This is a genomic window from Kaistia algarum (genome assembly GCF_026343945.1).
Classification (GTDB): domain Bacteria; phylum Pseudomonadota; class Alphaproteobacteria; order Rhizobiales; family Kaistiaceae; genus Kaistia; species Kaistia algarum.
The window spans coordinates 711,921-737,245 of sequence record NZ_JAPKNJ010000003.1 but is presented as its reverse complement, the minus strand read 5'-3'; the positions used below and the strand labels follow the sequence as shown (position 1 = coordinate 737,245).

General features: G+C 64.2%; 21 protein-coding genes. 9 read left to right on the top strand and 12 right to left on the bottom strand.

The window, feature by feature from the left end; genetic code table 11:
- Positions 1–203: 203 nt before the first annotated feature.
- From OSH05_RS21775 to OSH05_RS21765, 3 genes are all read left to right on the top strand, one after another.
- Positions 204–692: a DUF2165 family protein gene (locus tag OSH05_RS21775; RefSeq protein WP_104220578.1), complete on the top strand. Its 489-nt coding sequence runs from the start codon at positions 204–206 to the stop codon at positions 690–692.
- A gap of 150 nt (positions 693–842) precedes the next feature.
- Positions 843–1,268 carry an NUDIX hydrolase gene (locus OSH05_RS21770; RefSeq protein WP_104220577.1) on the top strand — a complete coding sequence of 142 codons (426 nt, stop codon included), beginning with the start codon at positions 843–845 and terminating at the stop codon, positions 1,266–1,268.
- A gap of 295 nt (positions 1,269–1,563) precedes the next feature.
- Positions 1,564–1,854 (top strand): hypothetical protein, encoded by a 291-nt coding sequence (locus OSH05_RS21765; protein WP_133163145.1) that lies wholly within the window; start codon positions 1,564–1,566, stop codon positions 1,852–1,854.
- 23 nt (positions 1,855–1,877) lie between these two features.
- On the opposite strand, the gene OSH05_RS25275 is transcribed toward OSH05_RS21765, so the two are convergent.
- The 6 genes from OSH05_RS25275 to OSH05_RS21740 form a co-directional block, all read right to left on the bottom strand.
- Positions 1,878–4,250 carry a tetratricopeptide repeat protein gene (locus OSH05_RS25275; RefSeq protein WP_456077690.1) on the bottom strand — a complete coding sequence of 791 codons (2,373 nt, stop codon included), beginning with the start codon at positions 4,248–4,250 and terminating at the stop codon, positions 1,878–1,880.
- A gap of 32 nt (positions 4,251–4,282) precedes the next feature.
- Entirely contained in the window at positions 4,283–5,347 is a 1,065-nt protein-coding gene (locus tag OSH05_RS21760; RefSeq protein WP_104220574.1) for a glycosyl hydrolase family 8, read from the bottom strand.
- Positions 5,344–7,947: a cellulose biosynthesis cyclic di-GMP-binding regulatory protein BcsB gene (locus tag OSH05_RS21755; RefSeq protein WP_104220573.1), complete on the bottom strand. Its 2,604-nt coding sequence runs from the start codon at positions 7,945–7,947 to the stop codon at positions 5,344–5,346. The genes OSH05_RS21760 and OSH05_RS21755 overlap by 4 nt, the downstream gene beginning before the upstream one ends.
- On the bottom strand, positions 7,944–10,139 hold the full coding sequence (gene bcsA / locus OSH05_RS21750) for a UDP-forming cellulose synthase catalytic subunit (protein WP_104220572.1): 2,196 nt from the start codon (positions 10,137–10,139) through the stop codon (positions 7,944–7,946). Before bcsA ends, OSH05_RS21755 begins: the two co-directional genes overlap by 4 nt.
- A gap of 173 nt (positions 10,140–10,312) precedes the next feature.
- Entirely contained in the window at positions 10,313–11,170 is an 858-nt protein-coding gene (gene bcsN, locus OSH05_RS21745) for a cellulose biosynthesis protein BcsN (protein ID WP_165801677.1), read from the bottom strand.
- Between the two features lie 312 nt (positions 11,171–11,482).
- On the bottom strand, positions 11,483–11,893 hold the full coding sequence (locus tag OSH05_RS21740) for an HIT domain-containing protein (RefSeq protein WP_104220570.1): 411 nt from the start codon (positions 11,891–11,893) through the stop codon (positions 11,483–11,485).
- A gap of 278 nt (positions 11,894–12,171) precedes the next feature.
- Between OSH05_RS21740 and OSH05_RS21735 the strand changes: the two genes are divergently transcribed.
- Positions 12,172–13,062, top strand: coding sequence for a DMT family transporter (locus tag OSH05_RS21735; protein WP_165801676.1), 891 nt, complete (start codon positions 12,172–12,174; stop codon positions 13,060–13,062).
- Positions 13,063–13,269: 207 nt separating this feature from the next.
- The gene (locus tag OSH05_RS21730; RefSeq protein ID WP_104220568.1) at positions 13,270–13,935 is read left to right on the top strand and encodes a hypothetical protein; all 666 of its coding nucleotides are present in this window, start codon (positions 13,270–13,272) and stop codon (positions 13,933–13,935) included.
- A 25-nt stretch (positions 13,936–13,960) separates the two neighbouring features.
- Here OSH05_RS21730 and folD read toward each other — a convergent pair whose 3' ends face one another.
- Together folD and purU are read right to left on the bottom strand one after the other, a co-directional pair.
- A complete protein-coding gene (gene folD / locus OSH05_RS21725) occupies positions 13,961–14,881 on the bottom strand; it encodes a bifunctional methylenetetrahydrofolate dehydrogenase/methenyltetrahydrofolate cyclohydrolase FolD (protein WP_104220567.1) in 921 nt (306 codons plus the stop codon).
- Positions 14,853–15,713, bottom strand: coding sequence for a formyltetrahydrofolate deformylase (gene purU / locus OSH05_RS21720; RefSeq protein ID WP_104220566.1), 861 nt, complete (start codon positions 15,711–15,713; stop codon positions 14,853–14,855). The genes folD and purU overlap by 29 nt, the downstream gene beginning before the upstream one ends.
- 1,015 nt (positions 15,714–16,728) lie before the next feature.
- Between purU and OSH05_RS21715 the strand changes: the two genes are divergently transcribed.
- Together OSH05_RS21715 and OSH05_RS21710 are read left to right on the top strand one after the other, a co-directional pair.
- The gene (locus OSH05_RS21715) at positions 16,729–17,424 is read left to right on the top strand and encodes a fumarylacetoacetate hydrolase family protein (protein WP_104220564.1); all 696 of its coding nucleotides are present in this window, start codon (positions 16,729–16,731) and stop codon (positions 17,422–17,424) included.
- An 88-nt stretch (positions 17,425–17,512) separates the two neighbouring features.
- Positions 17,513–18,295 carry an NAD kinase gene (locus OSH05_RS21710; protein ID WP_104220563.1) on the top strand — a complete coding sequence of 261 codons (783 nt, stop codon included), beginning with the start codon at positions 17,513–17,515 and terminating at the stop codon, positions 18,293–18,295.
- Here OSH05_RS21710 and OSH05_RS21705 read toward each other — a convergent pair.
- Positions 18,292–19,434: a DUF2336 domain-containing protein gene (locus tag OSH05_RS21705; protein ID WP_104220562.1), complete on the bottom strand. Its 1,143-nt coding sequence runs from the start codon at positions 19,432–19,434 to the stop codon at positions 18,292–18,294. The genes OSH05_RS21710 and OSH05_RS21705 overlap by 4 nt on opposite strands.
- A gap of 93 nt (positions 19,435–19,527) precedes the next feature.
- Complete coding sequence (locus tag OSH05_RS21700; protein ID WP_165801674.1) at positions 19,528–20,106, bottom strand: nitroreductase family protein; 579 nt, start codon at positions 20,104–20,106, stop codon at positions 19,528–19,530.
- Positions 20,107–20,290: 184 nt separating this feature from the next.
- On the opposite strand from OSH05_RS21700, the gene OSH05_RS21695 reads away from it, so the two are divergent.
- On the top strand, positions 20,291–21,292 hold the full coding sequence (locus OSH05_RS21695) for a hypothetical protein (protein WP_104220561.1): 1,002 nt from the start codon (positions 20,291–20,293) through the stop codon (positions 21,290–21,292).
- Between the two features lie 9 nt (positions 21,293–21,301).
- Here the strand turns inward: OSH05_RS21695 and thrS are convergent, their stop codons facing one another.
- Together thrS and blaOXA are read right to left on the bottom strand one after the other, a co-directional pair.
- Positions 21,302–23,266 (bottom strand): threonine--tRNA ligase, encoded by a 1,965-nt coding sequence (gene thrS / locus OSH05_RS21690; RefSeq protein ID WP_104220560.1) that lies wholly within the window; start codon positions 23,264–23,266, stop codon positions 21,302–21,304.
- Positions 23,267–23,478: 212 nt separating this feature from the next.
- Positions 23,479–24,312 carry a class D beta-lactamase gene (gene blaOXA, locus OSH05_RS21685; RefSeq protein WP_104220559.1) on the bottom strand — a complete coding sequence of 278 codons (834 nt, stop codon included), beginning with the start codon at positions 24,310–24,312 and terminating at the stop codon, positions 23,479–23,481.
- Between the two features lie 103 nt (positions 24,313–24,415).
- On the opposite strand from blaOXA, the gene OSH05_RS21680 reads away from it, so the two are divergent.
- Positions 24,416–25,303 carry a LysR family transcriptional regulator gene (locus OSH05_RS21680; RefSeq protein WP_104220558.1) on the top strand — a complete coding sequence of 296 codons (888 nt, stop codon included), beginning with the start codon at positions 24,416–24,418 and terminating at the stop codon, positions 25,301–25,303.
- The last annotated feature ends 22 nt before the right edge of the window (positions 25,304–25,325 follow it).

The window sequence follows — 25,325 nt, the reverse complement described above, 5'->3', positions numbered from 1 at the left end:
GCCCCTATCGCTCTGCCTAGCATTTCGCCACGGGGCTGCCTACCCGGAATTGGGCCACGGAAAGGAAGGACTCAGCCCGGCTGGTTCATCCGGATTCGGACCGCTCGCAGGGGATCCCCTTGGCACGGACTCGAGACGGGGACTTCACAACCTAGGCGGCAAATGCACAATCCGCCGGAGAAAATGCCGTACCGGGGATAAGCATGGAACACATGACGCTGTGGGTCGAGGCGCTGTTGGTCGCGGCACAGACGGGCTGGCTTGCGCTGGGCGCCATCGAGAATGTCCGAGTTCCACGCGCCAATCGCGACATGGTCGCCGACGTCATCGCCATGCGCCAACTTCGGGCCGAGTTCCCCGACATGTTCAAGCTCGTCGGTTCGCATCGAATCGAATCGCCCGCATTCCATCGCCTGGCCTTTGCGGCGATCGTCATCGCGGAGTGCATCGTCGCCGCCGTGATGGCGGCGGGCACGCTCGCCTTGATCGGCGCGGCCCTTGGCCTTCTGGAAACTGAGACGGCAAAGGTCATCGCGACCCTCGGCGTTCTGGGCTTTACAATGATATGGTCGGCTTTCCTTGTCGGCGGCCAATGGTTCCATTACTTTGCCGGCCATCAAAGCGCTCAGCACACGCATTTCCTGCTCGCGATTTGGGGCACAGTCGTGCTGTGCCTTCTCGTCGGGCTGTAGATGCGCAGCAAGGCTCGCTTCGTAGAACTCACCGCGCGCTCAATGCGCGTGTTCGGACTTTTCGTAAGGCTACCGACGAATCGGCGGCGCCTGTCGAGCCGTCCGGCGCGCAAATGGGGCTCTGACCCATACCGTCCGGACCACCGCAATATGCCGAAGACAGCCCCCAATCGACATCAGGTCGGCGCCCTGCCCCTCCGCTCGCGGGACGGGCAATGGGAGGTTTGTCTCGTCACGACCCGCGAGACGCGTCGCTGGACCATTCCCAAGGGCTGGCCGATGCGCAACCGCAAGGACTGGGTGGCCGCCGAGATCGAGGCTCTCGAGGAGGCCGGGCTCAAGGGAAAGACGGGACGCAAGCCCATTGGCTCGTTCCTGTACTGGAAGCGCCTTGTCGACCGCCTGGAGCTCATTCGGGTCGAAGTCTACCGCATGGATGTCACCAGCCAGTTGCCCACCTGGAAGGAAGCCTCGGAACGCCAGGTGGGCTGGTTTTCGCTACCGACGGCCGCCGAACTGGTAGAAGAGACGGGGCTCATGGCGCTGCTCACCAGCCTAGCCGACGAGAATGCCTAATTCTCCATCATGCGCCGTGTTTCCGTGGCCACAGACACACAATTTTTATGATAGTTTGCCGCACTGCAAAAACTAAACTTTTCGGCGTCTATTCAATCGGATAGATTGAAGGAGCGGTTGGCTAAGGGGTCTTGGCAGCCAGCCCGCAAATGCCATGAAAGGGCTTTCACATCGCGTCGTCCTAGGGGGGCGGCGAGCGAGGTATCGATTTGACTAGGCTATGGGTGACGCCATGAGCGCGGCTTCCGATATGGAAGGCCCGAGATGGCGATCGGGTCCGTACGTGTACGGTGCCGTGCTGGTTTCGCTTCCGCTTTTATTCCTGGTGCTGTGGGCGTTGCCGACCGTGTTGCCGGCGGTGCTGAGAGGCAATTTCTCTGGGTTCAAGGTCGCGCTCGGCGCTGTCTGGGGGGTTGTCGTCTTCGCCTGCCCCTTCGCCGCGCTCGCCTTCCGTCGGCAATATCAGTACCGCGAGGAGTGGCATCGTCCGAGGCGCCTCTCGATTGCGTTCGCGAGCATCGGCTATTTCGTTTCGCTGGTCTCCTACGCCGGTCTGGCGCTGACCTTCCTGAAGCTGCCGATCTGAACCGCCGCCCGTTTGGGGACGCCCTATCGACGATCGCGGGCGTCGCCTACATTGCTGCCCTGCTTGTCACTGGCCAGCGCCGCGAGCGCCCTCAAGGCCTCGCGGGACCCTGTACCGGCGACAGCCACGAATATGCGCTTCGCCTCCGGAAGGCGGTGCAGGTGGAAGTAGGACCAGCCGCGGATCATCAGCAGATCGTTCTGTTCGGGGGCGATGCGCGAGCGTTCGTCTAGAAAGAACAGCGTTTCGACATAGCGCGCGTCGCTATAGGCCCCGAGTGCGCGCTGCGTGAGGATCTCAGCCTGCATCGCGACGCTGCGCTTCGTGTCCTGCGGCGCTGCGGAAGCGGAGATCGCCGCCGAATCGGTCAGCCCTGCCCTTAGATCGGCCAGCGTCTTGCCATAGGCAGCATCTGAACGAAGTTTGCCCGTGGTGCTGCGCATGCCGGCTTCGAACGCATCCGCGGCCTCGATCGGTCGGTTGAGGTCGAGAAGGCACCAGCCACGGCTGACCGCGCTGGCACCGCCGAGCCGTTCCGGCGCCACATAGGTGACGCAGTTGCGCCCTCCCCCTCCCGCCCCGCCCCCGCCAGAACCCGACGCCGCGGCTACGCGGGCGACAGACGGCGACTGCGGGCGGACATCGATGGGCGCTGACCTGGGCTCAGTGAGGATCGTTCCGTCAGGCCCGGGCACAGGCACTGCCGGTGCGACCGCCACTGTGCCGGGCTGAGCCAGAGCGCCTTGCCGGCCCTGCGGATCGGCGATACTCGGAGGCATCGGCACGACATCGCCGGCCGCTTTTCCGCCCCGGCCCTTAGGATCGGCGAGAAGCGCGATCCGTTCGGACTTCGGCGCCCAGACCTTGAGCAACTTCTGCAAGGCAGCCTTGCTTCCAAGCTTCTGATAGCTGAGCGCCAGGCCGAACGCGGACGGCTCGTCATCCGCCTTCCACGTCAAAGCCGCGGTGAACCAGTACGCCGCCGAAAGGGGCTGCCCGGTGTTATAGGCGTACCAGCCAAGAGCACGCGCACCCAACGGATACTTCTCCGCGCTGATCACCTTGGCCATTCGCGCCACGACGGGGGCCGCGAGCTTCACCGGCGGATCGACGGCGAGCAGCGCCGTCGCAACAACGAGATAGGCCTGCTTATTCTCGGGGCTCGACTCCCGCCACCTATAGGCGGCCTCCTCGGCTTCCTGAGGACGTTCGAGCGCGTTCAACGCGAAGGCCAACCCTCGTGCGATCTCGGGCGTATCGGCCCGGGTGCGCGCGAGCTGATACCACTTCGCGGCGTTCTCAACGTCTTCATGCTGGAAGAGATAGCCCGCCAGCAACACCGCATCGTCAGCCTTTGACCCATCGCGCGCCAGTTGTTCGATGATCGCGAGATCCTCGGGCGATGCAGTGGTGGCCTTATCCTTGGCTGCCGATCCCACACGGCGACGCGCGAGGTCTGCCTTGACCGCCGCGAACTCGCCACGCCCATCCGCGCTGGTGCGCTCCAGCGCCATCAGATCGGCAAGCTCGGCATCCGAAAGATACGGCATGGCCTTCTGGACGGTCGCCAGCCGCTCCTTCGGGTCCTGGCAGTTGGTGAGAATATAGACGCCCACGTCGCGCGCGCGCTCCGTCCGCTGCACGCTGCCGAAGGCCTCGGCGAGCCGCCAGAGAATATCGACATCGGAACAGGTCAGGAGGCTCGGCGTCGCCGCCGCGATCTGAATCACCGTATTCCATTGCTTGGCCGCCGACGCATTCACGAGCCGGTCGCGCGCCTCGCCGATCTCCAGCCGCTTCAGCAGATCTTCTGGAACGTGCCAGCTTGGCTCGCGGGCCAGCCGGTCCGCGATGGCGCCACGAGCCTCCGCATATTTGCCGTCGCTGTAATATTTCCACATCCGGTCGAGCAGCGCGTCGGGAATGGCGATGGGCGCGGTCATGTCCGCGGGCGGGTACCAATCCGGATAGAGCGCCTTCAGCCGCGCGATCTCGGCGTTGAGGCGCTTCGTGTCGCCACGACGAGCGAAATAGCGCAGCGCCGTCTCGTCGACAGCCGGATCGGCTGGCGTCGCGTTCTGTTGGGGAGGCGCCGAGGCGGCTGGCTCAACCGCGGCAGGCGGTGATTGTGCGGCGGCCGGCGCGGCCAGCGGCACAGGCCCGCCCGGCAACACGACCCGAGGCGCGACAGGCACGACCGACGATGCTGCAGGAGCCGGCGGCCCGCCGACCGACGGAAAGCTCGATGCATCCGCGACCTGCGGGCCGGCAGGCGCATCGAAGGCCACCGGAATCGTCGCGGGAAACGCCTCATTTGCATGGGCGGCGAAGGCGGACGCAGCATCGCTGGAACCATGGGTCTGCCGGAGCACTATCGCGCCGACGACGCTGACCATGGCAACTGAACCGATGACGAGAAAGATCCGTCTCACAGGCATTCCGGATGCCTTTCCGCCAGGTACGAGAACGAAAGCAAGTAGAGTGCCGCGGGGTAATACTGCGTCGGCCGGAAGAGCTTCAGCTCGTCGGGGATCCGCGTCTTCGCGTCGACGCAGGCGACGAGCGCCGCCAGAATCCGGTATCCGGGGTCGGTGAGATTGGCGACCACCTGATTGGTCTTGACGTTGACGAGCGGTATTCCCGTCGAAGCCGAATTGGCCCAATTTCTCGCATATGGTCCGAGCCATTGCGGATCGCTGATCCCGCCCCGTATGAGATAGAGCGGTATGCGGATCGAGTTGTACCCAAAGTCGGGATCGAAACCAGCAGCCGGAGCCGGGCTGTCGCCGTGCAGCGAGACCCAGTCGGTCGGTAGTTCCGTGCGGCCGAAGCGCGCCGCCCCGGCCAGCCAGAGGCCGGATTTCCAGATAGCGGTCCAGTCGACATCGGGAACGAGCCGCGCCATGACGGGAAGGGCTTCGAACACCCAATAGGAAGGATTGACCACAGGACCGTCGGCTCGAGCTTCGGCAGTGAACCCCTCGGTGCCGGGAAGGAGCAGGGTGAGCCCCCCCTTCTCTGTCAGCCCCTCCTTGCCGATCGCTTTCGCAATCCGCGTCGCGGCGAGGATGTAGCCGTCGTCGTTCCAGGCCTCGCCGGCCTTGGCAAGGCCATAGGCAATCAGCAGATCGCCGTCCGTCGCATTGTTGACATCGGGAACATGCGGCTCCTTGACCCGCCAGCTCCAGGCGGCGAGCCCGTCGTCACGAAGCATCAATTCCGTCTGCGTGAACGACCAGATGCGCTCGAAGGCAGCGCGATCATCGGCCGCCAGAGACAGGATCAGGCCGTAGCCCTGCCCTTCGCTGTGGCTAATTCCGCCATTCGCATTGTCGACGACCCGCCCGCTCGCATCGACGAAACGATCCTCAAAGGCCTTCCAGGCCGCCGGCGCGATAGTGCCGCGGATGCGGAGTTCCTGCGCCTGGACGGTCCCCGCGGCCGGTCCGAGCAGCGTCGAGGCTAACAGAGCGGCAAGCAGATAGCGGTTCATGACGGCCTTCCCAGACGATGCAGAAGGCCGGATGTCGCAACGCCAAGCAGGATGCAGACCGTGATCAACCCAATCGCATAGAACATGATGTTGCTCGACAGCCAGTTGGCGGCGATCAGGCGGGCATTTTGCAGCGAGAAGGGCTGCGTTTCGACGAAGGTGACGTCCAGCGGGGCGACATTCGTCACCTTCCCGGTCGATGCGTTGTAGGTGCTGAACTGGCCGCCGACCTGAGACCAGTTCTCGATCCCGACCACCGAACGCGTGACGGAAGCCAGTTGCTCGTCATCCGGCGCCGTCATAAGCGTCCAGGCGGATGAACCGGTAGGGCTGGCCCCCTGCGCGAGCAATAGGCTGGCCTTCGCCGGTGGACGGAACGCCACCGCCGTGGCTGGCCCGAACCGGAAGGCCGAGAAGGATATGTCGAAAGTGCGCTTCATCCAGTCTTCGAAGCCACTGACCTGTCCGCGCCAGCCGCCACCATCGGAAAGCTGGTTGCGCCAGCGACTGAACAGCGCGTCCGTATCCTCGGTATCCGAGGGCGCGGACGTAGCCGCCGCCGTGCCGGCTGGCAGGTTCGAACGGATTGTATCCGGCTTCCAGGCCGTCCGGGCATCCGAGGCAATGCCGAGACGAGCCAGAACATCGACCGAGATCTGCGATGTCGACCCGATGAAGATCGCTGGGCGGTCTCCGACATTGGCCATCGAACTCAGCGCCAGCGGCACGATACGCCCGGCCTGCATGGCGAGCCTCGCCATGAGGGTCGACGCTGCGGAGACCGTCTGAGCGCTCGACCGGCCCAGGACGAGCGCTGACGGCGCTTGCTGGCGGTTGTAGGGGAATCCGGTTCCGGCAAAGGCGGCGAGGTTCGGGCGCTGGGCGATGCGGGCGAATTGCGGCATCGAGAACTCGCTGCTGTCGAACAGCGCGAACCGATCGGAGCCGGCGGCGGAGCCTCCGGGCCCGCAGGCGCGATCGGCGTCCGTATCGAGGACCGCTTCGATGGCGATCCGGTTCACGCCTGGCCGAAACGCGCGGAAGGGAACCTGGATCGGGAAATGCCGGAAGATGCCACCAGTCTTGTTGACGATGCGGGTCGTGGCGGCGATCTGCCCGTTGACATAGACGTCGATATGACTCGCCGGAAGCACGTCGGGCGTATAGGCGGCGTCAAGGAGGATCACCGCCTCGCCATAGGCTTCGGCGTAAAAATCAGAGGGAATGCCGACCCCGAATTCGACGCGGAAGCGCCTTCCGGAGAACTGCTGCGACGCAACACCCAGCTTGTCGAAGCTGACCGCTTCCTGCCCCCTGAAGTAGTGCACATCGGGAGCGAACCAGGCCGACGTGCCAAGCACGCTGCGCGTGACATCGAGCGGCCGGTCGATCTTGCCGGCAATCGCATCGACGGCGGCTTGGACCTGTGACCAGCCCGACCCGGTGATGGCGAGAACGGTCGCGCCAATATCCGGCTTCGTCACGAAGCTGACGACGGGGCTCGTCGCGGCCGCGACCGGGGTCTCGCCGAGCGTTCCTTCGAGATCGGCTGCGGGCCCCACGACCACCGTCAGCGTTCCGGCTCCGTCGGATTGGCTATTGGATTCGCTGACCGTCACCGACGGATTGGGGAACTGGCCGTAGAGCCCTAGCGACTGCGAGAGGCCGATGATCGACGCAGCGACCGCCGAATCGCCCGCGCGCGGGGCGATGAAGTGAAGGATGGTGCGACCCGTTGCGTCATAGCCAACGGCCGGCAGATCCTCCAGCGCCTCGATAGTCCCCGCCGTGTCGGCGCCACTGAAAGCGAGCGTCGTGCCTGCCGGGTCGATGTCCGTCCAGAGTTCGTAGGTCGACTGGACCGAGCAGTCCGTCCGGTGGCGCTGCAGGGCCTGGAAGCGCAGCAGATTGGTGCCAGCCTGCAGCGCACTGGCCGGGACCTCGGCGCTTAGGGACCTGAAATTGTCCGAAGAAGCGAGAGGCGCCTCGAGGATCACCTGCCCATTGAAGGAAACACGCAGCCGCGACACCTCGGGCATGACCACGATGGCGTTCTTGTAGCTGACAGTGAGCCTCACCGCCTTTTCCGCCTGCTTCTCGGTGAGAAAGATCGTCCAGGCTTTCTGGTCGTTCTCTCCCTCCAGCCGCAGGCTGGGCGCTGGAATGATATAGCGGCTCGATTCGGATGCGCTGGGTTTGCTGGCTTCGGTGGCGGCGGAGTTGGAGGGAGCCACCGGCGGTGCTGCTGGTTCCGCCCGCGCCGGAGCAGCGGGCACGGCCGACACGGCCGGCGGCAGAGTGCTGTCGCCAGCCGTTGGCGCCGCACCCATCGGCGCCGCATCGCCGCCCTGCCGGATCAACGGCACGGTCATCGGAATGCCGGGCACCGTGTCGCGGTCCAGCGGCGCAGCCGAAGCCGGAGGCTGCATTTGCAGCGGCGCCGGATAGGGCGAGGGCGCAGCCGGGATTGCCGGCATCGTGCCCTGTCGGCCCGCATCCTCTCCCGACATGTCGAACGGCGCCGCCGACTGACCCCAGACCGGGCCAGCCGCGGAACCGAGCAGCAGGGCGAGTGTCAGCGCGATCGGGCGAAGCATCATGCGGCGCCCTTCTCGGGAGCGGCACCGGGCTTGCTGCCCGAGCGACGGAAGGACTGCGCCAGATAGCCGAGGCCTCGGCCGGTCTGGTAGACGGACAGGCCAACGAACCAGATCGTGCCGCGCAGGATGCCGATATTGACGCGGCGCGACCACTGGAACTTGGCCCATTGGTCCGAGCTGACGAAGACGAGATCGGAGATCATCCGGTAGTGGTCAGCCTTGACGGGATGATAGCGGCAACCCAGCGACAAGCCCTTCGCGCTCGCGGACACCGTCCGGACGGTGATGGGCAGGACCGGGTCGCCGACTTCGATGCTCGTCTTGAAGCTGATGGCACATTGCGTGTCCCGCGCAATGTCCTGGCTTTTGAACCCGACGACATTGATACGCGCGCCCCCGACGGAGGCGTCCTCGATCGTCGCCGTCACCGACCGATCGCCAAAAATCAACTCGCAGCGGCGCTTGACGTCGATGCGGCGACTCTGGCGACTTTCCTGACGCTCCGACACCACACCGAGCGCGCAGCCTGCGATCAGGATGTTCAGGAGGTTCCAGCCTCCCACGACGAGGGCGACGTCCGCCTTGTACGGCTCGGAATAAATGCGCCAGACCGTCATGAAGACGCCGGCGAGCAGCACGAAGAAGATGATGTAGAACGGCCGCGCGAGTTCGGAAATGCGTGCCTCGTCGAGCGACTCGTTCTTCGCCGTCACCTTGAAGGTCGGCTTGCTCGGATTGAGGATCACCGAGATCAGCGCCGGCAGCAGATAGACCGCCTGCACGAATTCATAGAGCTCCGATATCCACGGCCAGCGGAAGCGGCCGTAGAGATAGTTCTGCATCATCAGGTTCACGAGCATGTAGGACGATGTATAGGCGAGGAATTCCGCGCCAGATGCCGTGAAGATCTCGAGATTGAAGAAGAGATAGCAAAGCGGCGCCAGCAGGAAGATCCAGCGCGTTAGCGGGAAGAACCAGAACAGCGTGCTCGACATGTAGCAGAGCCGCTGCGGGATCGAGAGGCCGCGCTTTCCGGGCGGAAAGCGGAAGCGCAGGATCTGGTACATGCCCTGCGCCCAGCGGCTGCGCTGACCGATGAAGGAGGTGAAGGTCGCAGGCTGCAGGCCGGCGATCAGCGGCCGATCGACATAAACGCTGCTCCAGCCGGTAGCATGGAGTTCCAAGGCCGTCTCGGCATCCTCGGTGATGCTGACGCCCGAGAAGCCGCCGGTCGTCTCCAGCGCCTCCCGGCGCAGCACAGCCGCAGAACCGCAAAAGAACGAAGCATCCCATTTGTCGAGGCCGCGCTGGATGATGCCGTAGAACATCTCGTTCTCAGACGGCATCGTCTCGAAAGTGCGGAGGTTGCGCTCGACCGGATCGGGGTTGAGGAAAAAGTGCGGTGTCTGGACGAGGAAGAGCTTCGGATCCTGCTTGAAATAGCCGACCGTGTAGGTGAGAAAGTCGCGCGCCGGCGCGTGGTCGGCGTCGAACACTGCGACGAGATCGCCCGTGCAGTGCTTCAGGCCGTTGTTCATGTTGCCGGCCTTGGCGTGCTCGTTGCGCTCGCGCGTCAGATAACGGCACCCAAGATCGGCCGCGAGTTGCTGCAACTCGACATAGCGAGCCTCGGCCTCGTGCGCAGCTTCGAGATTGTCGGAGTTCCGCTTCTGCAGGGTGCCACCATCGTCCAGCAACCAGACTGTCAGTTTCTCCGGCGGATAGTCCATCGCCTTGGCGGAGGCGAGCGTGGTGGCAAGGAGCGACGCGTCCTCGTTATAGCTCGGCACAAAGACGTCGACCGTCGGGAGATCGGCTTCCGCGGACGAGACCTTCAAGGTGCGCGGCGCCATCGGCCGCATCACGACGAAGAGGCTCAGGAACAGCATGAAGATGCTGTACATTTCGGCAAGATAGACCAGGAAACCTGGAATGAAGTCTTCCGGCTGGTTGATGGGCGGGAGCGTGTTCGTGGTGCGCCAATAGGCATAGCGCAGCACCATCGAGGTCCCGAGCGCGAGCGCGATCTGCCGCCAGACGCCCTGGCGCGTGAACAGCTTCATCAAGATCATCAATCCGACGACGGCGGCGCCAGCAACGAGATGCGCCTGCAGATTGATCGGCAACGTGATCAGGACGACCACGGCGAGCGTCACCAATCCCCAGATCAGACCAATGATCAGCTTCGTCATGAAACGCCTCTTTCAGCTGATCCGCGCCGGCGGCATTCGGATGGACGCGCCTCGCGCAATCGGCCCCCCCTACCGCTGCGCGCGAAACCCGAATTCCCTGTCAGCAATTATCGCAGTGCGGAATGAACAAGTTCTCTCAACCAACATGAAATACTTCATCTTTTTGGCACCACTCATGGTGGCGGCACAGTCGCGTAGCCATCGACAGGCGTGGTCGGCACGACCGAAATCGCCGGAACGTAGACTTCGCTGTCGCTAACGACCGGAGCGACCTCGACCTTCGGCTTGACCGTCCGCGTCACAGACGGAACCGAGCCTGTGAACGCCGTGGCGTCCGGCAGCACCGTCGCGCCTGGCTTGCCGAGCTCGTCGGGCGGGGGCGGCGGCGAACCATAGGGATTCCAGCCCGGCGACAGGAAATAGGCGTTGATGGTGAAGCCGGTCATGACGTTCAGGAGATCGAGGTCGCTGGCGCCGGGTTCGCAATAGCGAAGACGGATGGCGATCGTTCCCTGGTTGCTGATCATCGTCGAGTCGTGATCCGGGGCGCGGATGCGCTGCCAGGCATAGAGGCAGCTGTCGCCCGTCGAGGCCCGTCCCGTCGCATAGCCAAAGGAGCCATAACGGTTCTGCGCGTAGAGCTGGGAAACACTCATCTTTACGCCTGGCATGAACCAGCGCATTTCCTGGCCGGCATTCATCAGCGCCAGCGGATCGTTCGGGAACTGATTCTCCGGACCGGTCGTCACCTTCACGGGCCCGAACATCGTCACCTTGATGAAGTTCTGGTTCGGATTGCGCGCCCGGTTGGCGAGAATGATCTCCTGCAGGGTCGAATTGGCGTATCGCCGCTCCACGACCCCGACGATAGCGGGGCCGCCTGCCGGCATATCGACCATCGCCTTCTCGAGCGGCTGCCGCGAGGCGATGGCGCCCGTCTCGATATCCTGGGGCCGTGGCGCGCAGGCAGAAAGCCCGACCGCGATGGCGCAGACAGCCAGCACCCGATGGCCTTGGCTCGCACGGAGCACCGCCCGCTCCGCCGTGCCTGCCGATTCTTCCGCCGACGAAACCATTTCTGTCCGGCCCGCTCGATAAATGATTCATTCAAATCGGATGCCGGGACGGATCGGCCACACGGGCCAGTCCACGGAATCGCTGCAAAGCACTTGAACGAACACAAAAATCCCGGCTGCCCGCTCATCGTCAGAATGAGGCAGGCATGGTTAATCCGGGGTTACCGGCACGAACGGAGGTTCACGAAACGCTAACTAAGTTGCATCCGCACGGCCCTTGCTGGCATAGGCTGTAACAGAGGCTCGTGGCGTCGCTTCGGACAGAATTTACGCCAGCGAAGCACCCAGCAATCCTACGAGCCGATCGCGCTCGGCTGGCGCATAGGGTATGCGCGCGCCCCGTCCCCAGATCGGATCCGGCCAGCTCTCGTCCCCGATGGTCCGGCCCACGACGTGGACATGCATCTGCCGGACGATATTGCCGAGCGAGGCGACGTTCAGCTTGTCGAAGACGGCAATTGTTTGCAGCGCAGCGCCGGTCTGCGCGATCTCAAGCGATAGCTGGGCGAGGTCGGCGGCATTTAGCGCCGTCCATTCCTCCAGGCCCGCACGCCGCGGCAGGAGCAGCAGCCACGGATAGCGACTGTCGTCCATTAGGCGGACATGGCAGAGCACAAGATCGGCCACAGCGACGCTGTCCGCCGCGATACGCTCGGCAAGGATGAAATCGTCGGCCATGTCGCTCTCCTGATTGCGCCGCAAACCGCGCCGGGTCCAGCGATTAGCGTCATTCTCGCCACAGCGCCAGCGCGAAGCAAATAAGTCGGCAGAACTGCCTTGACCTTGCCACAGTGCGGGACTTCAACGGTATCGTTGCTTGCTGGATAAGTATTGGTGCCAGCGGGCCACCCCCTTCCCGAGGTCGTCTTGCCTTCGTCCCCTCCCCTTCGCGCGTCGTCCGCCATCCGGCGGGTGGACGTCTTGGCTCGTTCCGTCCCATGCGGGGGGGCCATGTCATGAGCGTCGTCGCCCAGTCTCATCGCGACGCCAGCGAGCGGATCCTGGCGGGCCTCTCGATCTCGCTGTTCGCCAACCTCATGTTCTCGACCAGCGATGCGATCGTCAAAGTCCTGACGGTTCACTATTCGGTCTTCCAGATTGTGGTGACCCAGGCTCTCTTCGCCCTGATTCCGATCGCCGTGATGCTGCATCGCACCGGCGGACTGCATGTCCTGCGGGTCCGGCATCCGAAGCTCGTCCTTCTTCGCGGTCTGCTGGCGGGAACCGGCACGGTATTCGGCTTCTTCAGCTTCTCGCAGCTGCCGCTTGCCGAGACCTACTCGATCTTTTTCTCGACCCCGATCATGGTCACGCTGCTGTCGATCCCGCTTCTGGGCGAACGGGTCGGGCTGCATCGCTGGTCGGCCGTTATCGTCGGGCTCATCGGCGTGCTGGTGATGGTTCGCCCGGGTTTCGAGAGCCTCCATGTCGGCCATGCTGCCGCCTTGATGGCGGCCGTCATAGGCTCGTTCACGGTGCTGGTGATGCGGCGCATCGCCCGCGAGGAGCAACATGCCGTCATGGTGATCGCGGTCGTGCTTGGGCTCATCGTCGTCAGCCTGCCGGGCATGATCCTGACCTTTCACATGCCTTCGCTGCATGACATGACGCTGTTCGCCGGCGCCGGCCTGCTGATGGGCAGCGCCCAGTTCTTCGTCGTGCGTGCGCTCTCCTTCGCGCCCGCCTCGGCGATCGCACCGATGCAGTATTCGCAGATGCTGTGGGCGATCCTCTATGGCTTCGTGCTGTTCGGAACAACCGTCGACCCGATGGTTATCCTCGGCGCCACGATCGTCATCGGCAGCGGCGCCTATATCATGCAGCGTGAGCGCAGGCGCGCCGGCTGAAGACAAAGCGCTGACGGCCTGTCCGGGCGGAAGAACTAGACGATTTTATCTAGTTTGTTAGCCAATCCTAAGTCTTAACTGCAAAGCGCGCGATTTATTTGCGAAGTCGCGAAACCTTTTGGCGCGTCCACAGGTTGCTTTTATGTCGGTCGCTCCGGCGACCTCATCGGGCTCATAGGGGGGAGTCCTTCCCGAAGGGAGACGATCATGCTGAGAATCGTTACAGCCACCGCGGCTGCCCTGTGCCTCTCCACCGTATCGTGCCTTGCCCTCGACGTCAGTGTCGCGGGCGTCAATGCCAATGTCGGCCAGGGATCGAATGGCGGTCTGAACGCGAATGTGAGCGTCAACACGATCGCCAACACCAACGCCAATGTGAATGCCACGGTCGGCGGCTCAAGCAACCTTGCCAACGCCAATGTCAACGCCGCCACCGGCGCGCTCGGCGGCAATACCAACGCCAACGTGAACGCGACGATCGGAGGCGCCAACAACCTCGCCAACGCCAATGCCAACGTCAATACCGGCGCCCTGGGCGGCAACACCAACGTCAATGCCTCGCTCGGCATCGGCGGCGGTGGCTCGGGGGGCGGGTCCGGCGGCTCAGGCGGCGGCTCGGGCGGCGGAAGTGGCGGCCAGATCGGCTCCGGCAATGGCGGCGGCGGCAATGGCGGCGGCATCCGCAGCCCCCGTCTGTTCGGAGGCATGAATGGCGGGAACGACGCCGTTCCGCAGCAGGTCCTGCGCTACTACACCGGCCTCGATTCCGGCCAGCAGGCCGTCATGAAGAAGAAATGCGGCAGCATCCTAGGCCAGCCGGCCGTCTATGACGACGGATTGGTGGCCCTCTGCAAGATGCTGCGCCGCATCTGATCTGCCGGAAGGACGGGAGCCGCCATCAGAACTGCGGCGGCTCCTGACCGGCGGCCCGGCAGGCAGCGATCAGCGTATTCGCCATGAGCATGGCGATCGTCATCGGCCCGACCCCACCAGGCACCGGGGTAATCGCCCTGGCATGCGGGACGGCCTCGGCAAAAGCGATGTCGCCGACAAGACGCGTCTTGCCTTCGCCGCGCTCGGGGGCCGCAATCCGGTTCATACCGACATCAACAACGACGGCGCCCGGCTTGACCCAATCGCCGCGGACCATTTCGGCGCGTCCCACCGCTGCGACGACGATATCGGCGCGCCGCACAATCGCCGGCAGGTCGCGGCTGCGCGAATGGGCGATCGTCACGGTGCAGCTTTCCTGAAGCAGCAATTGCGCCATCGGCTTTCCGACGATGTTGGAACGTCCGATCACCACCGCATCGAGGCCAGCGAGTCCAAGCGGTAGCGCTCTCTTGATAAGGATGAGGCATCCGGCCGGCGTGCAGGAGACGAGCGCGCGGTCGCGTTCCCCGACGGCGAGGCGGCCGACATTGATTGGGTGAAACCCATCGACATCCTTGGCGGGATCGATCGATTCGAGCACGGCCGAGGAATCGATATGGGCCGGCAGTGGCAGTTGGACCAGGATGCCGTCGATCGCGGCGTCGCTGTTCAACGCGGCGACCAGGGCCAGAACCTCGTCCTGCGCGGTATCGGCCGGCAGGGTGTATTGGACCGAATGGAAGCCGAGTTCCTTCGCCTTCCGCCCCTTCGCGCCGACATAGACTTGGCTCGCCGCATCCTCGCCGACCAGCACCACGGCGAGACCGGGTGCACGATGGCCGCGAGCGGCGAGTTGTTCCACGCCGACGGCGATCTTCGCGGTGATCTCGGCGGCAACTGCCTTGCCGTCCAGGATCTCAGCGGAAGACGACGGTTCTCGATCCATTGATCAGCACCCGGTGTTCGAGGTGGAACTTGATCGCCCGCGCCAGCACGGCGTTCTCGATATCGCGACCAATGGCGATCATCTCCTCGGCCGACATCGAATGATCGACGCGCGCCACGTCCTGCTCGATGATCGGGCCCTCGTCGAGTTCGGCCGTCACATAATGCGCCGTCGCGCCGATCAGCTTCACGCCGCGCTCATGGGCGCGCTGATAGGGACGCGCACCCTTGAAGCTCGGCAGGAACGAGTGGTGAATGTTGATGACGCGCCCGCTCAGCCGCTGCGAAAGCTCGTTCGACAGCACCTGCATGTAGCGCGCGAGCACGACGAGATCGATCCGCTCCTTGTCGACTAGCGCCAGAAGCGCCGCCTCCTGCGCCTCCTTGCCGGCATCTTCGACAGGAAGAAAATGATAGGGCAGCCCCTCACCCTCGACGCGCCGCCGCATCTGCTCATGGTTGGAGACGACCGACACCAGTTCCATCGGCAGCTGGCCAATCGAGTTGCGGTAGAGCAGATCGTTGAGACAGTGCCCCATCTTGGAGACGAGGATCATGACCCGCGGCTTCACGGTGAGGTCGTGGAGTTGCCAGTCGAAATTATAGCCGGTGGCGACCGGCAGGAAGCCGCGCTCGAAGCTGGCGCGCGTGACGCTCGTCGGCGCGGAGAAGGAGACGCGCATGAAGAAGCGGCCGCTATCCGGGTCGCCATATTGGGCGCTCTCGACGATGTTGCAGTCCTGCGAGGCGATCGAATTGGCCACAGCCGCGACGATGCCGCGCCGATCCTCGCAGGAAAGGGTCAGGACGAAACGGACTGGTTCTGCCGGCATCTGTCGATTCACGAAGTGGCTGGAAAGGACGCGCACGGCGCCCGGGCGGCCGTTCCCTAGGCCGAGGCGCGCGCGCCGTCAACCGCCCGCGATGACGCGCCGGAGCCGCTCTGCCCGCCCTTGCCAGCGCGGGGCGCATACGGAATGGTAGCGCCCTCTCCTGCCCAGAGACAGTGGATGCTTCTCTATATCCGTGCCCGCCTCAATCTCAGCCTCTCAATTACTTCGGGACGCTTGAGAATGGCATAGACACCCATTCAATGGTCAGCGCAGCTCGCGCTTGCAAAGGCCAGTGGAGTTGGGCGCCACGGGCCGGTGTTTAGTTTGGCGCCGAGCCTCTCGCGGGAGTTTCAGCAAGCCAGGCAGTCGTGGCCGCCCAGAGAGCATAAGATCGACTAAAGCGAAAGTTCTCGGGGGACCAGAAGGGGAACGGATCAGGGGAAAGACGCTTTGCGCCGGGGATCATCGTAGACACTCCGGTGTCTGCTGATCGGCAAACGGTCCGCGCTGGAAATTCGGGAACTAAGAATGACGACCCTGCGACGAATGGCAATGTCAAGAATACCTCGGTCGGGCTGAGACGATGATCACAATCGCACTACTCGCGATGTACGTCGTTATATTGGTCGCCGCCGGAGGTGACTCGCTTTATATGTATGTCGTTTCGTACATAGGTATTTGTATAATGTTCTTGATCGGCCTACAAAAAGAACGCCGACGTTGGCCATTCGCACGAGAGAGCGTCAAGTGGCCAATTAATATTGTTACAATTGCGACGGTTGGACTCTTTGTTTCAGCTTGGAATCATCACAGTGATGCCATTCCGGCGTGGACGTTTCTGATCGCTATCGGCCTGATGATTGTCTTCACTTACATCGCGAATCGTCGCGGCTGGTGGTAAAAAAGTCGAGATTCGTTGGCAAAAAATCGGTAGTCGGAGAGGACGCACCTTGTTGGTAGGAGCAAACTGCACCTCGTTGAATTGCTAACCAACCTCGAAGAGATCTGCGCAAGGATGTCCAATCCCGACTTCGTCCTCTCCCTCCCGCCGACCCCCTCGCTGCCGATCGAAGGCGTCTCCGCACGTTTTCCGATCCACCGTATCTATTGCGTCGGGCGAAACTACGCGGCGCATGCGCGCGAAATGGGCGGCGACCCCAACCGCGAACCGCCCTTCTTCTTCCAGAAGAACCCCGACGACATCGTGCCGCCCGGCTCCCCCGTGCCCTATCCGCCGCTGACGCAGGATTTGCATCACGAGGTCGAGTTGGTCGTCGCGCTTTCGAAGGGCGGCAGCGATATCGACCCGGATGAAGCGCTCAGCCATGTCTATGGCTACGCCGTCGGACTGGATCTGACGCGCCGTGACGTTCAGGCCGAAGCCAAGAAGGCGGCGAGGCCCTGGGCGACGGCCAAGGCTTTCGCGGCTTCGGCGCCAACGGGTCCGATCCAGCCGGCCGCGCGTATCGGCCACCCGGCATCCGGGCGCATCACCGCCTCGGTTGGCGGCGAACTGCGCCAGGATGGCGACCTCGCCGACATGATCTGGCCGGTGCCCGACATCATCGCCTATCTGTCGCGCTGGTTCGTGCTGGCGCCAGGCGACCTGATCTTTACCGGCACGCCGGCCGGCGTCGGCGGTCTCCAGCGCGGCGATGTGGTCGAGGCGTCGATCGAGGGCATCGGCACGCTCAGAACTGCGATCGTCTAGACATGCATTTGGATTGGCGGCGGCGGCGTGATACGCCGCTGCGGCCGGGGCTGTTGTCGCGCCCTGCCGATCAAGCCGGGAGTACCAGATGGCGTCCGATTCGCGAGCGAGGGCGGCGATTGCCTTCATCGCCAGCAGCGCCCCGGAAGCCGTTCAGGCGGAAGAGCGGCTGAGACACCTCTATGAATCGGTCGACCCTGAAAACGCCGACATCATCGTCGCGCTCGGCGGCGACGGCCTCATGCTTCAAACGCTGCACCGCTTCATGAATTCGGGCAAGCCGATCTATGGCATGAATCGCGGTTCGGTCGGCTTCCTGATGAACGAGTTCCGCGAGGAGAATTTGCGCGAACGCGTCGCCGCGGCAATCGCTTCGACGCTGCATCCGCTGCGCATGGACGCGCTTGACGCCAGCGGCAACGAACATCAGGCCTTTGCGATCAACGAGGTGTCGCTCTTCCGCCAATCCTACCAGACAGCGAAGCTGCGCATCTTCATCGACGGGCAGCTGCAGCTCGAGGAGCTATCCGGCGATGGCGTGCTGGTCGCGACGCCGGCGGGCTCCACGGCCTATAATCTCTCGGCCCATGGCCCGATCCTGCCGATCCACGCCCCTCTGCTCGCTCTGACGCCGATAAGCGCCTTCCGGCCCCGGCTTTGGCGCGGCGCGCTGATACCAGACCGCGTCACCGTGCGCTTCGAGGTGGTCGAGCCGGAGAAGCGTCCGGTCAACGCCGTTGCCGACCATACCGAAGTGAAATCGGTGCTCTCGATCTCCGTGAAGCAGGACCGGCGCGCCCATAGCACGATCCTGTTCGACCCAGGCCATAGCTGGGACGACCGGATCCTGGCCGAGCAGTTCCGGTATTAAGCCGCCGAACTATAGGACTGCGCGATAGCACGGGCGCCCGCTCGCGCCTCTTCCGCCGCGAACCGGCGCAGCATCGCGGCGAGTTCGCCGCTCTCCCCGGCGGTCATCTCGTCATAGCGCGCCAGCACGGCCTCGACGGTTCGCCGAGCGAGGCTGAGGCGCGAGTTAGTAGATCCAGATGCCTCGGAATCCCGCACGACGTCGATCGCCGCGATGAAGGCGCCATGGGCGGAGCTTGGGAGGCCGGCTCGGCCGAATATCGCCCGGAGCGCCGGATTGCGGCCACCCGCGAGGATGGCCATGACCCGACGCTCGGGCATGCGCGCCAGAATGGCGAGCGCCGCGCCGAGGAAGGCTGCATTGCCGGCGCAGATGGCGCGGAGCAGCAGGGCGGTCGTGAGTTGGCCGGTCACGCGCAGATGCTCGGCAAGCGGCGCGAGTTCAGCCTCGGCAGTCTCGGCAGCGATCGAGATCGTCGCCCGCTCGCAGGCCTCCCGCGTCACCCGGCGGGCGCGCTCCGGCGCGATCCAGTCGCGGCCCGACACCAGCGCGCCAAGCCTGTCGCTGACGTCGCGGATCAGTCGCTGTCGGCTATCGGCCGGCAGGTCGCGCCGCGCCAGCAACCGATCACGAATGGCGGCATCCTCGCCGAAGCGGTCCGCCAGACGCACAAGGCTGATCGATGCGATCGCGGCATCGGGATTGTCGAGCAGGGCACGGCAAGCCTCCACCTCGCCGACTTCGGCCACCGCGGCGGCCACGGAAGCCGACAGCGGCAGACGCGAGGCGACCGCGGCCTGCCTGGCGCCATCCGCCGCGGCGACGATATCGACCAGTTCCCCATCGATGAGGACCGGCGAGCAGGAGAGGATCAGTCCGGCGATATCGAACTGGTCACCGGCCAATGTCAGGATGATGTGGCGAGGCGCACGGGGATCGGCAGCAAAGACATCGGCCAGGGCATAGCGAACCTCGATGGCCGGATCATCGAGCAGCACCGTAAGCGCCGCCTCCATTCCGTCGCGAACCGTAGCCTCGACTTCGGAATGCAGAAAGGCGCGGGCCATGGCATGCGCCGCCTCGGCGCGCCGCTCGACCGACGCGGTCTCCATCCATTCCAGAAACTGCCGAACGATCATGGAACCCCCGACGCTGCCGCATGAAGCGACGACCCGGTGGAACTCTGACTCTCAACCCGTTAATGTTCGGCTAACCATAATCGGCGGGGCGCCTCACGCGGACACCGGCTGCCAATCCGTGACGATTTCCGCCAGCGCCGGGCGTGGCCGCTCGAAGGGAGGGATGTTCGGCGTGCCGATATGGACAAGGCCGACCAGCCGCTCTTCCGGAACAAGACCAAGGATGGCGCGGGCTTCCTCGTCATAGGTGACCCATTCGGTCAGCCATTGCGCGGCGAAGCCCATCGCGTTGGCCGCGACGACGAGGTTCATCGCCGCCGCGCCGGCCGACATCAATTGCTCCCATTCGGCGATCTTCACATGTGGGGCGGCGCGGCTGACGACGGCGACCACGAGCGGCGAGCGGGTGAAGCGCGCGCGCTCGATCTCGATCAGCTTCGGATCGGCGTCCGGACGGCGGCGGGCAAGCAGAGCCGCCGTCGCCTCCCCCGCCTCGGTGCGCGCCGCGCCGCGAAACAGGATGAAGCGCCAGGGCGTCAGCTTGCCATGATCGGGCACGCGGGCCGCGATCGTCAGGAGTTCCTCGATCTGCGTTGCGCTCGGCCCCGGCTCGACGATGTTCACGGCAGGAATCGAGCGGCGCGTCTTCAGAAGCGTCAGCATATCAGTCATGTCGATCTCGGTTTGGGAGAGGAGGAGGCTGGCGTTCGGCCGGGAAGGCCGGTTGGCTGCGCCAGAAATCGGATGAATCGCGATGGAGTTCAAGGCGCCGGACAGCAGAGCGGTCTTGAAATCGCCACCCTCCTCGGTCTCTAAAGGAGGTTCAAAGTCCGTCCACCGGGGATTCCTGCCGACAATGAGACCGGTGCCGCTCCGCCGTGCCCTCCTGCCGATGGCTGCTCTTCTGGCGGCGTTCCTGGCCATGCCGGCCTTTGCACAGCAGCCGCCCTCGCCACCGGCCGATATTCCGGACGGGGCGGCGCCCGACGAGCCAATGTCGCTCGCTCCGCTGCTCCCCGATTCGGTCGATCCGGCGACCCTTTTGAAACCTCCGGGTGCCGGCGCCGCCGCGCCGAAAGCAGCCCCAAAGGAAGCGGCCGCTCCGGCGTTTACCCTGCAGGCGAAGCTGACCGACAAGGGTGACCCGCTGAAGGCAGGCGTGGTGTGGCGCGTCTTCGCAGACAAACCGGGCAAGGATGGCAAGCTGCCGCTCATCCGCCAGGCCAAGGGAGGGGTCGTGCAGGTGCCGCTGAAGCCGGGCTCCTACATCGTGCACGTCTCCTACGGACGGGCTGGCCTCTCCAAGGAGGTCAAGGTCGGCGGAACAGGCGGCGAAGAGACGATCGTGCTCAACGCCGGAGCGCTGAAGCTGACCGCGCTGGTCGGCAAGGATCGAGAGCTCACGGCAGCCCAGGTGAAGTTCGACATCTATCCCGGCTCCGAAGCAACGGACCAGGAGACCAATGCGATCGCCTCCGACATCGCGCCGGAGCAGGCTGTACGGCTGGTGGCCGGCACCTATCACGTCGTCAGCCGCTATGGCGACGCCAATGCCTCCGTCCGCGCCGATATCCGCGTCGAGGCCGGCAAGCTGACCGAGGCGCGGCTGTTCCAGAAGGCGGCGCGGATCACGCTGAAGCTGGTGTCGGAATCGGGCGGCGAGGCACTCGCCAACACGTCCTGGTCGGTAATTACCCCCGGCGGCGACAGCGTATTCGACAGCGTCGGCGCCTTCCCGGCGGTCGTCCTGCAGATCGGCGACTACACCGCCGTCGCCAAGCACGACAACCAGATCCACGAAAAGAACTTCACGGTCGAATCGGGTTCCGACCGTGAAGTCGAGGTCATGGCGAAGTAACGCGCCGTATCAGGCCGCCGCGCGCTTCAGGTCCGGCGGGGTCGCCTCGTCGACAAGCGCCGCGATCGTCTCAGCGAGTCCGCCCGAGAGCTGGTCGCGCGATCCGAGGCGGCGAATATTGACCGTCCCCTCTTCCGCCTCGCGCTTGCCGCAGACAAGCATGACCGGCACCTTCGCGACCGAGTGCTCGCGGACCTTATAATTGATCTTCTCGTTGCGAAGATCGATTTCGGCCCGCAGCCCGGCCTTGCGCAGCTTGGCGACGACTTCCTCGGCATATTCGTCCGCCTCGGAAGTGATGGTGGCGACCACGACCTGCAGCGGCGCGAACCACAGCGGGAAATGCCCGGCGAAGTTCTCGATCAGGATGCCGAGGAAGCGCTCCATCGAACCGCAGATGGCCCGATGGATCATCACCGGCGTCTTCTTCTCGCCGTCGGAATCGACATAAAACGCGCCGAACCGCTCCGGCAGATTGAAGTCGACCTGCGTGGTGCCGCACTGCCATTCACGGCCAATCGCGTCACGCAGCGTATATTCGAACTTCGGCCCGTAGAACGCGCCTTCGCCCGGGAGGATGCCGGTCTTGATCTTGCCGCCCGACTGCGCCTCGATCGTCTCGAGCACGCGCATCATGATTTCTTCGGCGTGATCCCAGTTCGCATCCGAGCCGACGCGCTTTTCGGGCCGGGTCGAGAGCTTCACGACCACCTCGTCGAAGCCGAAATCGGCATAGGTCGAGAGGATCAGATCGTTGATCTTCAGGCATTCGGCCGCCATCTGCTCTTCGGTGCAGAAGATATGCGCGTCGTCCTGCGTGAAGCCACGCACACGCATCAGCCCGTGCAGCGCCCCGGATGGCTCATAGCGGTGCACCGCGCCGAACTCGGCGAGGCGCAGCGGCAGGTCGCGATAGGACTTGAGCCCGTGCTTGAAGATCTGCACATGGCCGGGACAGTTCATAGGCTTCAGCGCGAAGACGCGCTCGTCCTCGGTATCGTCGCCGGCCGAGGTCGCCCCGAACATGTTCTCCTTGTACCAGCCCCAATGGCCGGAGGTCTCCCACAGCGACTTGTCGAGCAGCTGCGGCGCGTTGACCTCCTGATAGCCGAGCGGACGCAGGCGCCGCCGCATATAGGCGATCAGTTCCTGGAACATCGACCATCCCTTGGCGTGCCAGAACACGACGCCGGGCCCCTCCTCCTGGAAATGGAAGAGATCCATCTCCCGGCCGAGCTTGCGGTGGTCGCGCTTCTCCGCCTCCTCCAGCATATGGAGATAGGCGTCGAGCTGGACCTGGTCGTGCCAGGCGGTGCCATAGATGCGGGTCAGCATCGGGTTGTTGCTGTCGCCGCGCCAATAGGCGCCCGCCACCTTCATCAGCTTGAAGGCCGAGCCGATCTGCCCGGTCGAGGCCAGATGCGGCCCGCGGCAGAGGTCGAACCATTCGCCCTGATTATAAATCTTCAGGTCCTGCCCGGCCGGAATCGCATCGACCAGCTCGACCTTGAACATCTCGCCCTTGGCGGCAAAGACTTCTTTCGCCTTGTCGCGCGTCCAGATCTGCTTGGTGAAATGGGCGTTGCGCGTGATGATCTCGCGCATCTTCGCCTCGATCTTCGGCAGATCGTCGGTGGTGAAGGGTTCATTGCGGAAGAAATCGTAATAGAAGCCGTTCTCGATCACCGGCCCGATGGTGACCTGCGTGCCCGGAAACAGTTCCTGCACGGCCTCGGCCATCACATGGGCCGCGTCATGGCGGATGAGTTCGAGCGCGCGCGGATCCTCGCGCACGACGATCTCAATCGCCGCGTCGCGCGTAATCGGGTCGGAAAGGTCGGTGACGGTGCCGTCGATCGCCATCGCCACGGATTTCTTGGCGAGCGACTTCGAGATGCCCTCGGCGATCTCGCGGCCGGTGATGCCCTCGTGAAAATCGCGAACGGAGCCGTCAGGGAAAGTCAGATGGATCATATTTCTCTCCTGCTCACTCCCGCAGACGAGCGCGGGTAAGCGGTTGGGCTGAAAGAGAAGCGGGAACCAGCCCCGCTCCGCCGGCCGAAAGTGCCGGTGCGAGACGGCTATACGATGGCAGCCCGCCATTCAAGCCGGACAGCGACGGAGGCGTAGGACTAGCAGAAATGGGCGCCTGGCCCATTACCGCCAGTCCTGAATGCGGTTCTCGTTCAGCCTTCGGCGAGTTTCGTGAAATCCTTCACCATCGCCTCGCGGGCGATCAGGCCGCCATAGGTCTCGGAGCGCACATTGGCTTGATTGAAGCGCGCAAACGCGATCCTGCGGCCACCCTTCTCGCCCCAGCCTACAAACCAACCGAGCGGCTTGCTGCGATCGATGGCCCCGTTGGCATCGCGGATGAAACCGCTGCCCGTCTTGCCATGCAGCGTCCAGCGGCCTTCGGCCGGATAGTGCGCCAGACTCGCCAGCGTTGCGTCATAGGCATGATCGGAAACGCCGAGCTTCCGACCAAGGAAGCGACGCACGAAGGCGACCTGCTCGTCCGGCGAGATCGCAAGCGACGACATCAGCCAGGACTGGGTCAGCCCGTCATTCTTGCCGGGATTGCCCGAGATGTCCTCGTTGCCATAGCCGAAAGCGGTGACGTAGTCGCGAAAACGCGCCTCGCCGAGCTTGCGGGTCAGTTCCTGGGAATACCAGACAATCGACTCGGCAAGCCAAATCGTTGGATCGGTCGGCTTCTTCTGCAACTCCATGGTTGTCTGGAACTCCGGTCGATAGTCCCAGCGCGGATGGTGCGGATCCATCAGAATGCCGGAATCGAACCCCATCACCGCGAGCGGCAGCTTGAAGGTCGAACAGGGTGTAAAACGACGTTCGGCCGGACCCTCGCGGTGGATCGTCGCGCCGCTCTCTACATCGACCAGCACCGTCGATACGAAATTCTCTGATGCCACCAGCTCACGAGCGAAGCCGGGCCCGCCGACTACTGCCGACGCCATCGCCAGCAGGACGCTCTTGGAAAACTGCCGCCTGTCGATCATTCGCGCCATCTCCGTTTTTTTGGACGACCTTTGCTAGGTCACTCGCCAAGCCAGGGCAAACGATGATAACTCTGGAAAGCCATAAGAAAATCTAGGTGATCGAATGGTCCGCCCGCATCTGCCGCTGAACGCGCTCAAGGCCTTCGAAGCCTCGGCGCGCCACCTGAGCTTCACCCGCGCCGCGATCGAACTGGCGGTGACCCAGGCCGCCGTCAGCCACCAGGTCAAATCGCTGGAAGAACGATTGGGCTCGACGCTGTTTCGGCGCCTGCCGCGGGGACTGGCGCTGACCGATGAGGGCCAGGCGCTGCTGCCAGCGCTGCGGGATTCCTTCGACCGCATCGCGGCCGTACTCGAGCAGTTCGAGGACGGTCATGTCCGCGAGGTGCTGAATGTCGGCGTCGTCGGTACCTTTGCAATTGGCTGGCTGATCGAGCGGCTGCCCGCATTCAAGCTGGCTCACCCGTTCATCGACCTGCGGCTCTCCACCAACAACAACCGCGTCGACATCGCCGCCGAGGGGCTCGATTTCGCCATCCGCTTTGGCGACGGCGCGTGGCACAGCACGGAGGCCGATCGGCTGTTCGCCGCCCCTCTCTCGGTCCTCTGCCTCCCTGAGATCGCGGAACGATTGTCGCAGCCGCCCGATCTGTATGGCGAGACGCTGCTCCGCTCCTATCGGGCGGACGAGTGGCCGACTTGGTTCGCCACCGCCGGTATCGCAGCGCCGGCGGTGAAGGGTCCGATCTTCGACTCGTCCCGCACGATGGTGGAGGCCGCCATCCTTGGCGCCGGCGTGGCGCTGGCGCCACCGCTGATGTTCCAGCGCCAATTGGCCGGAGGCCTCATCCAGCAGCCGTTCGAGATCTTCGTCACACATGGCTGCTATTGGCTCACATGGCTGAAATCCTCCACTCTCACGCCTGCCATGCGTTCGTTCCAAGCCTGGATCCTCGCCGCCTCGCTGCCCTATTCAAAAGGGAATGGCTAGCGGCGTCTCCCACCTGCTCGCT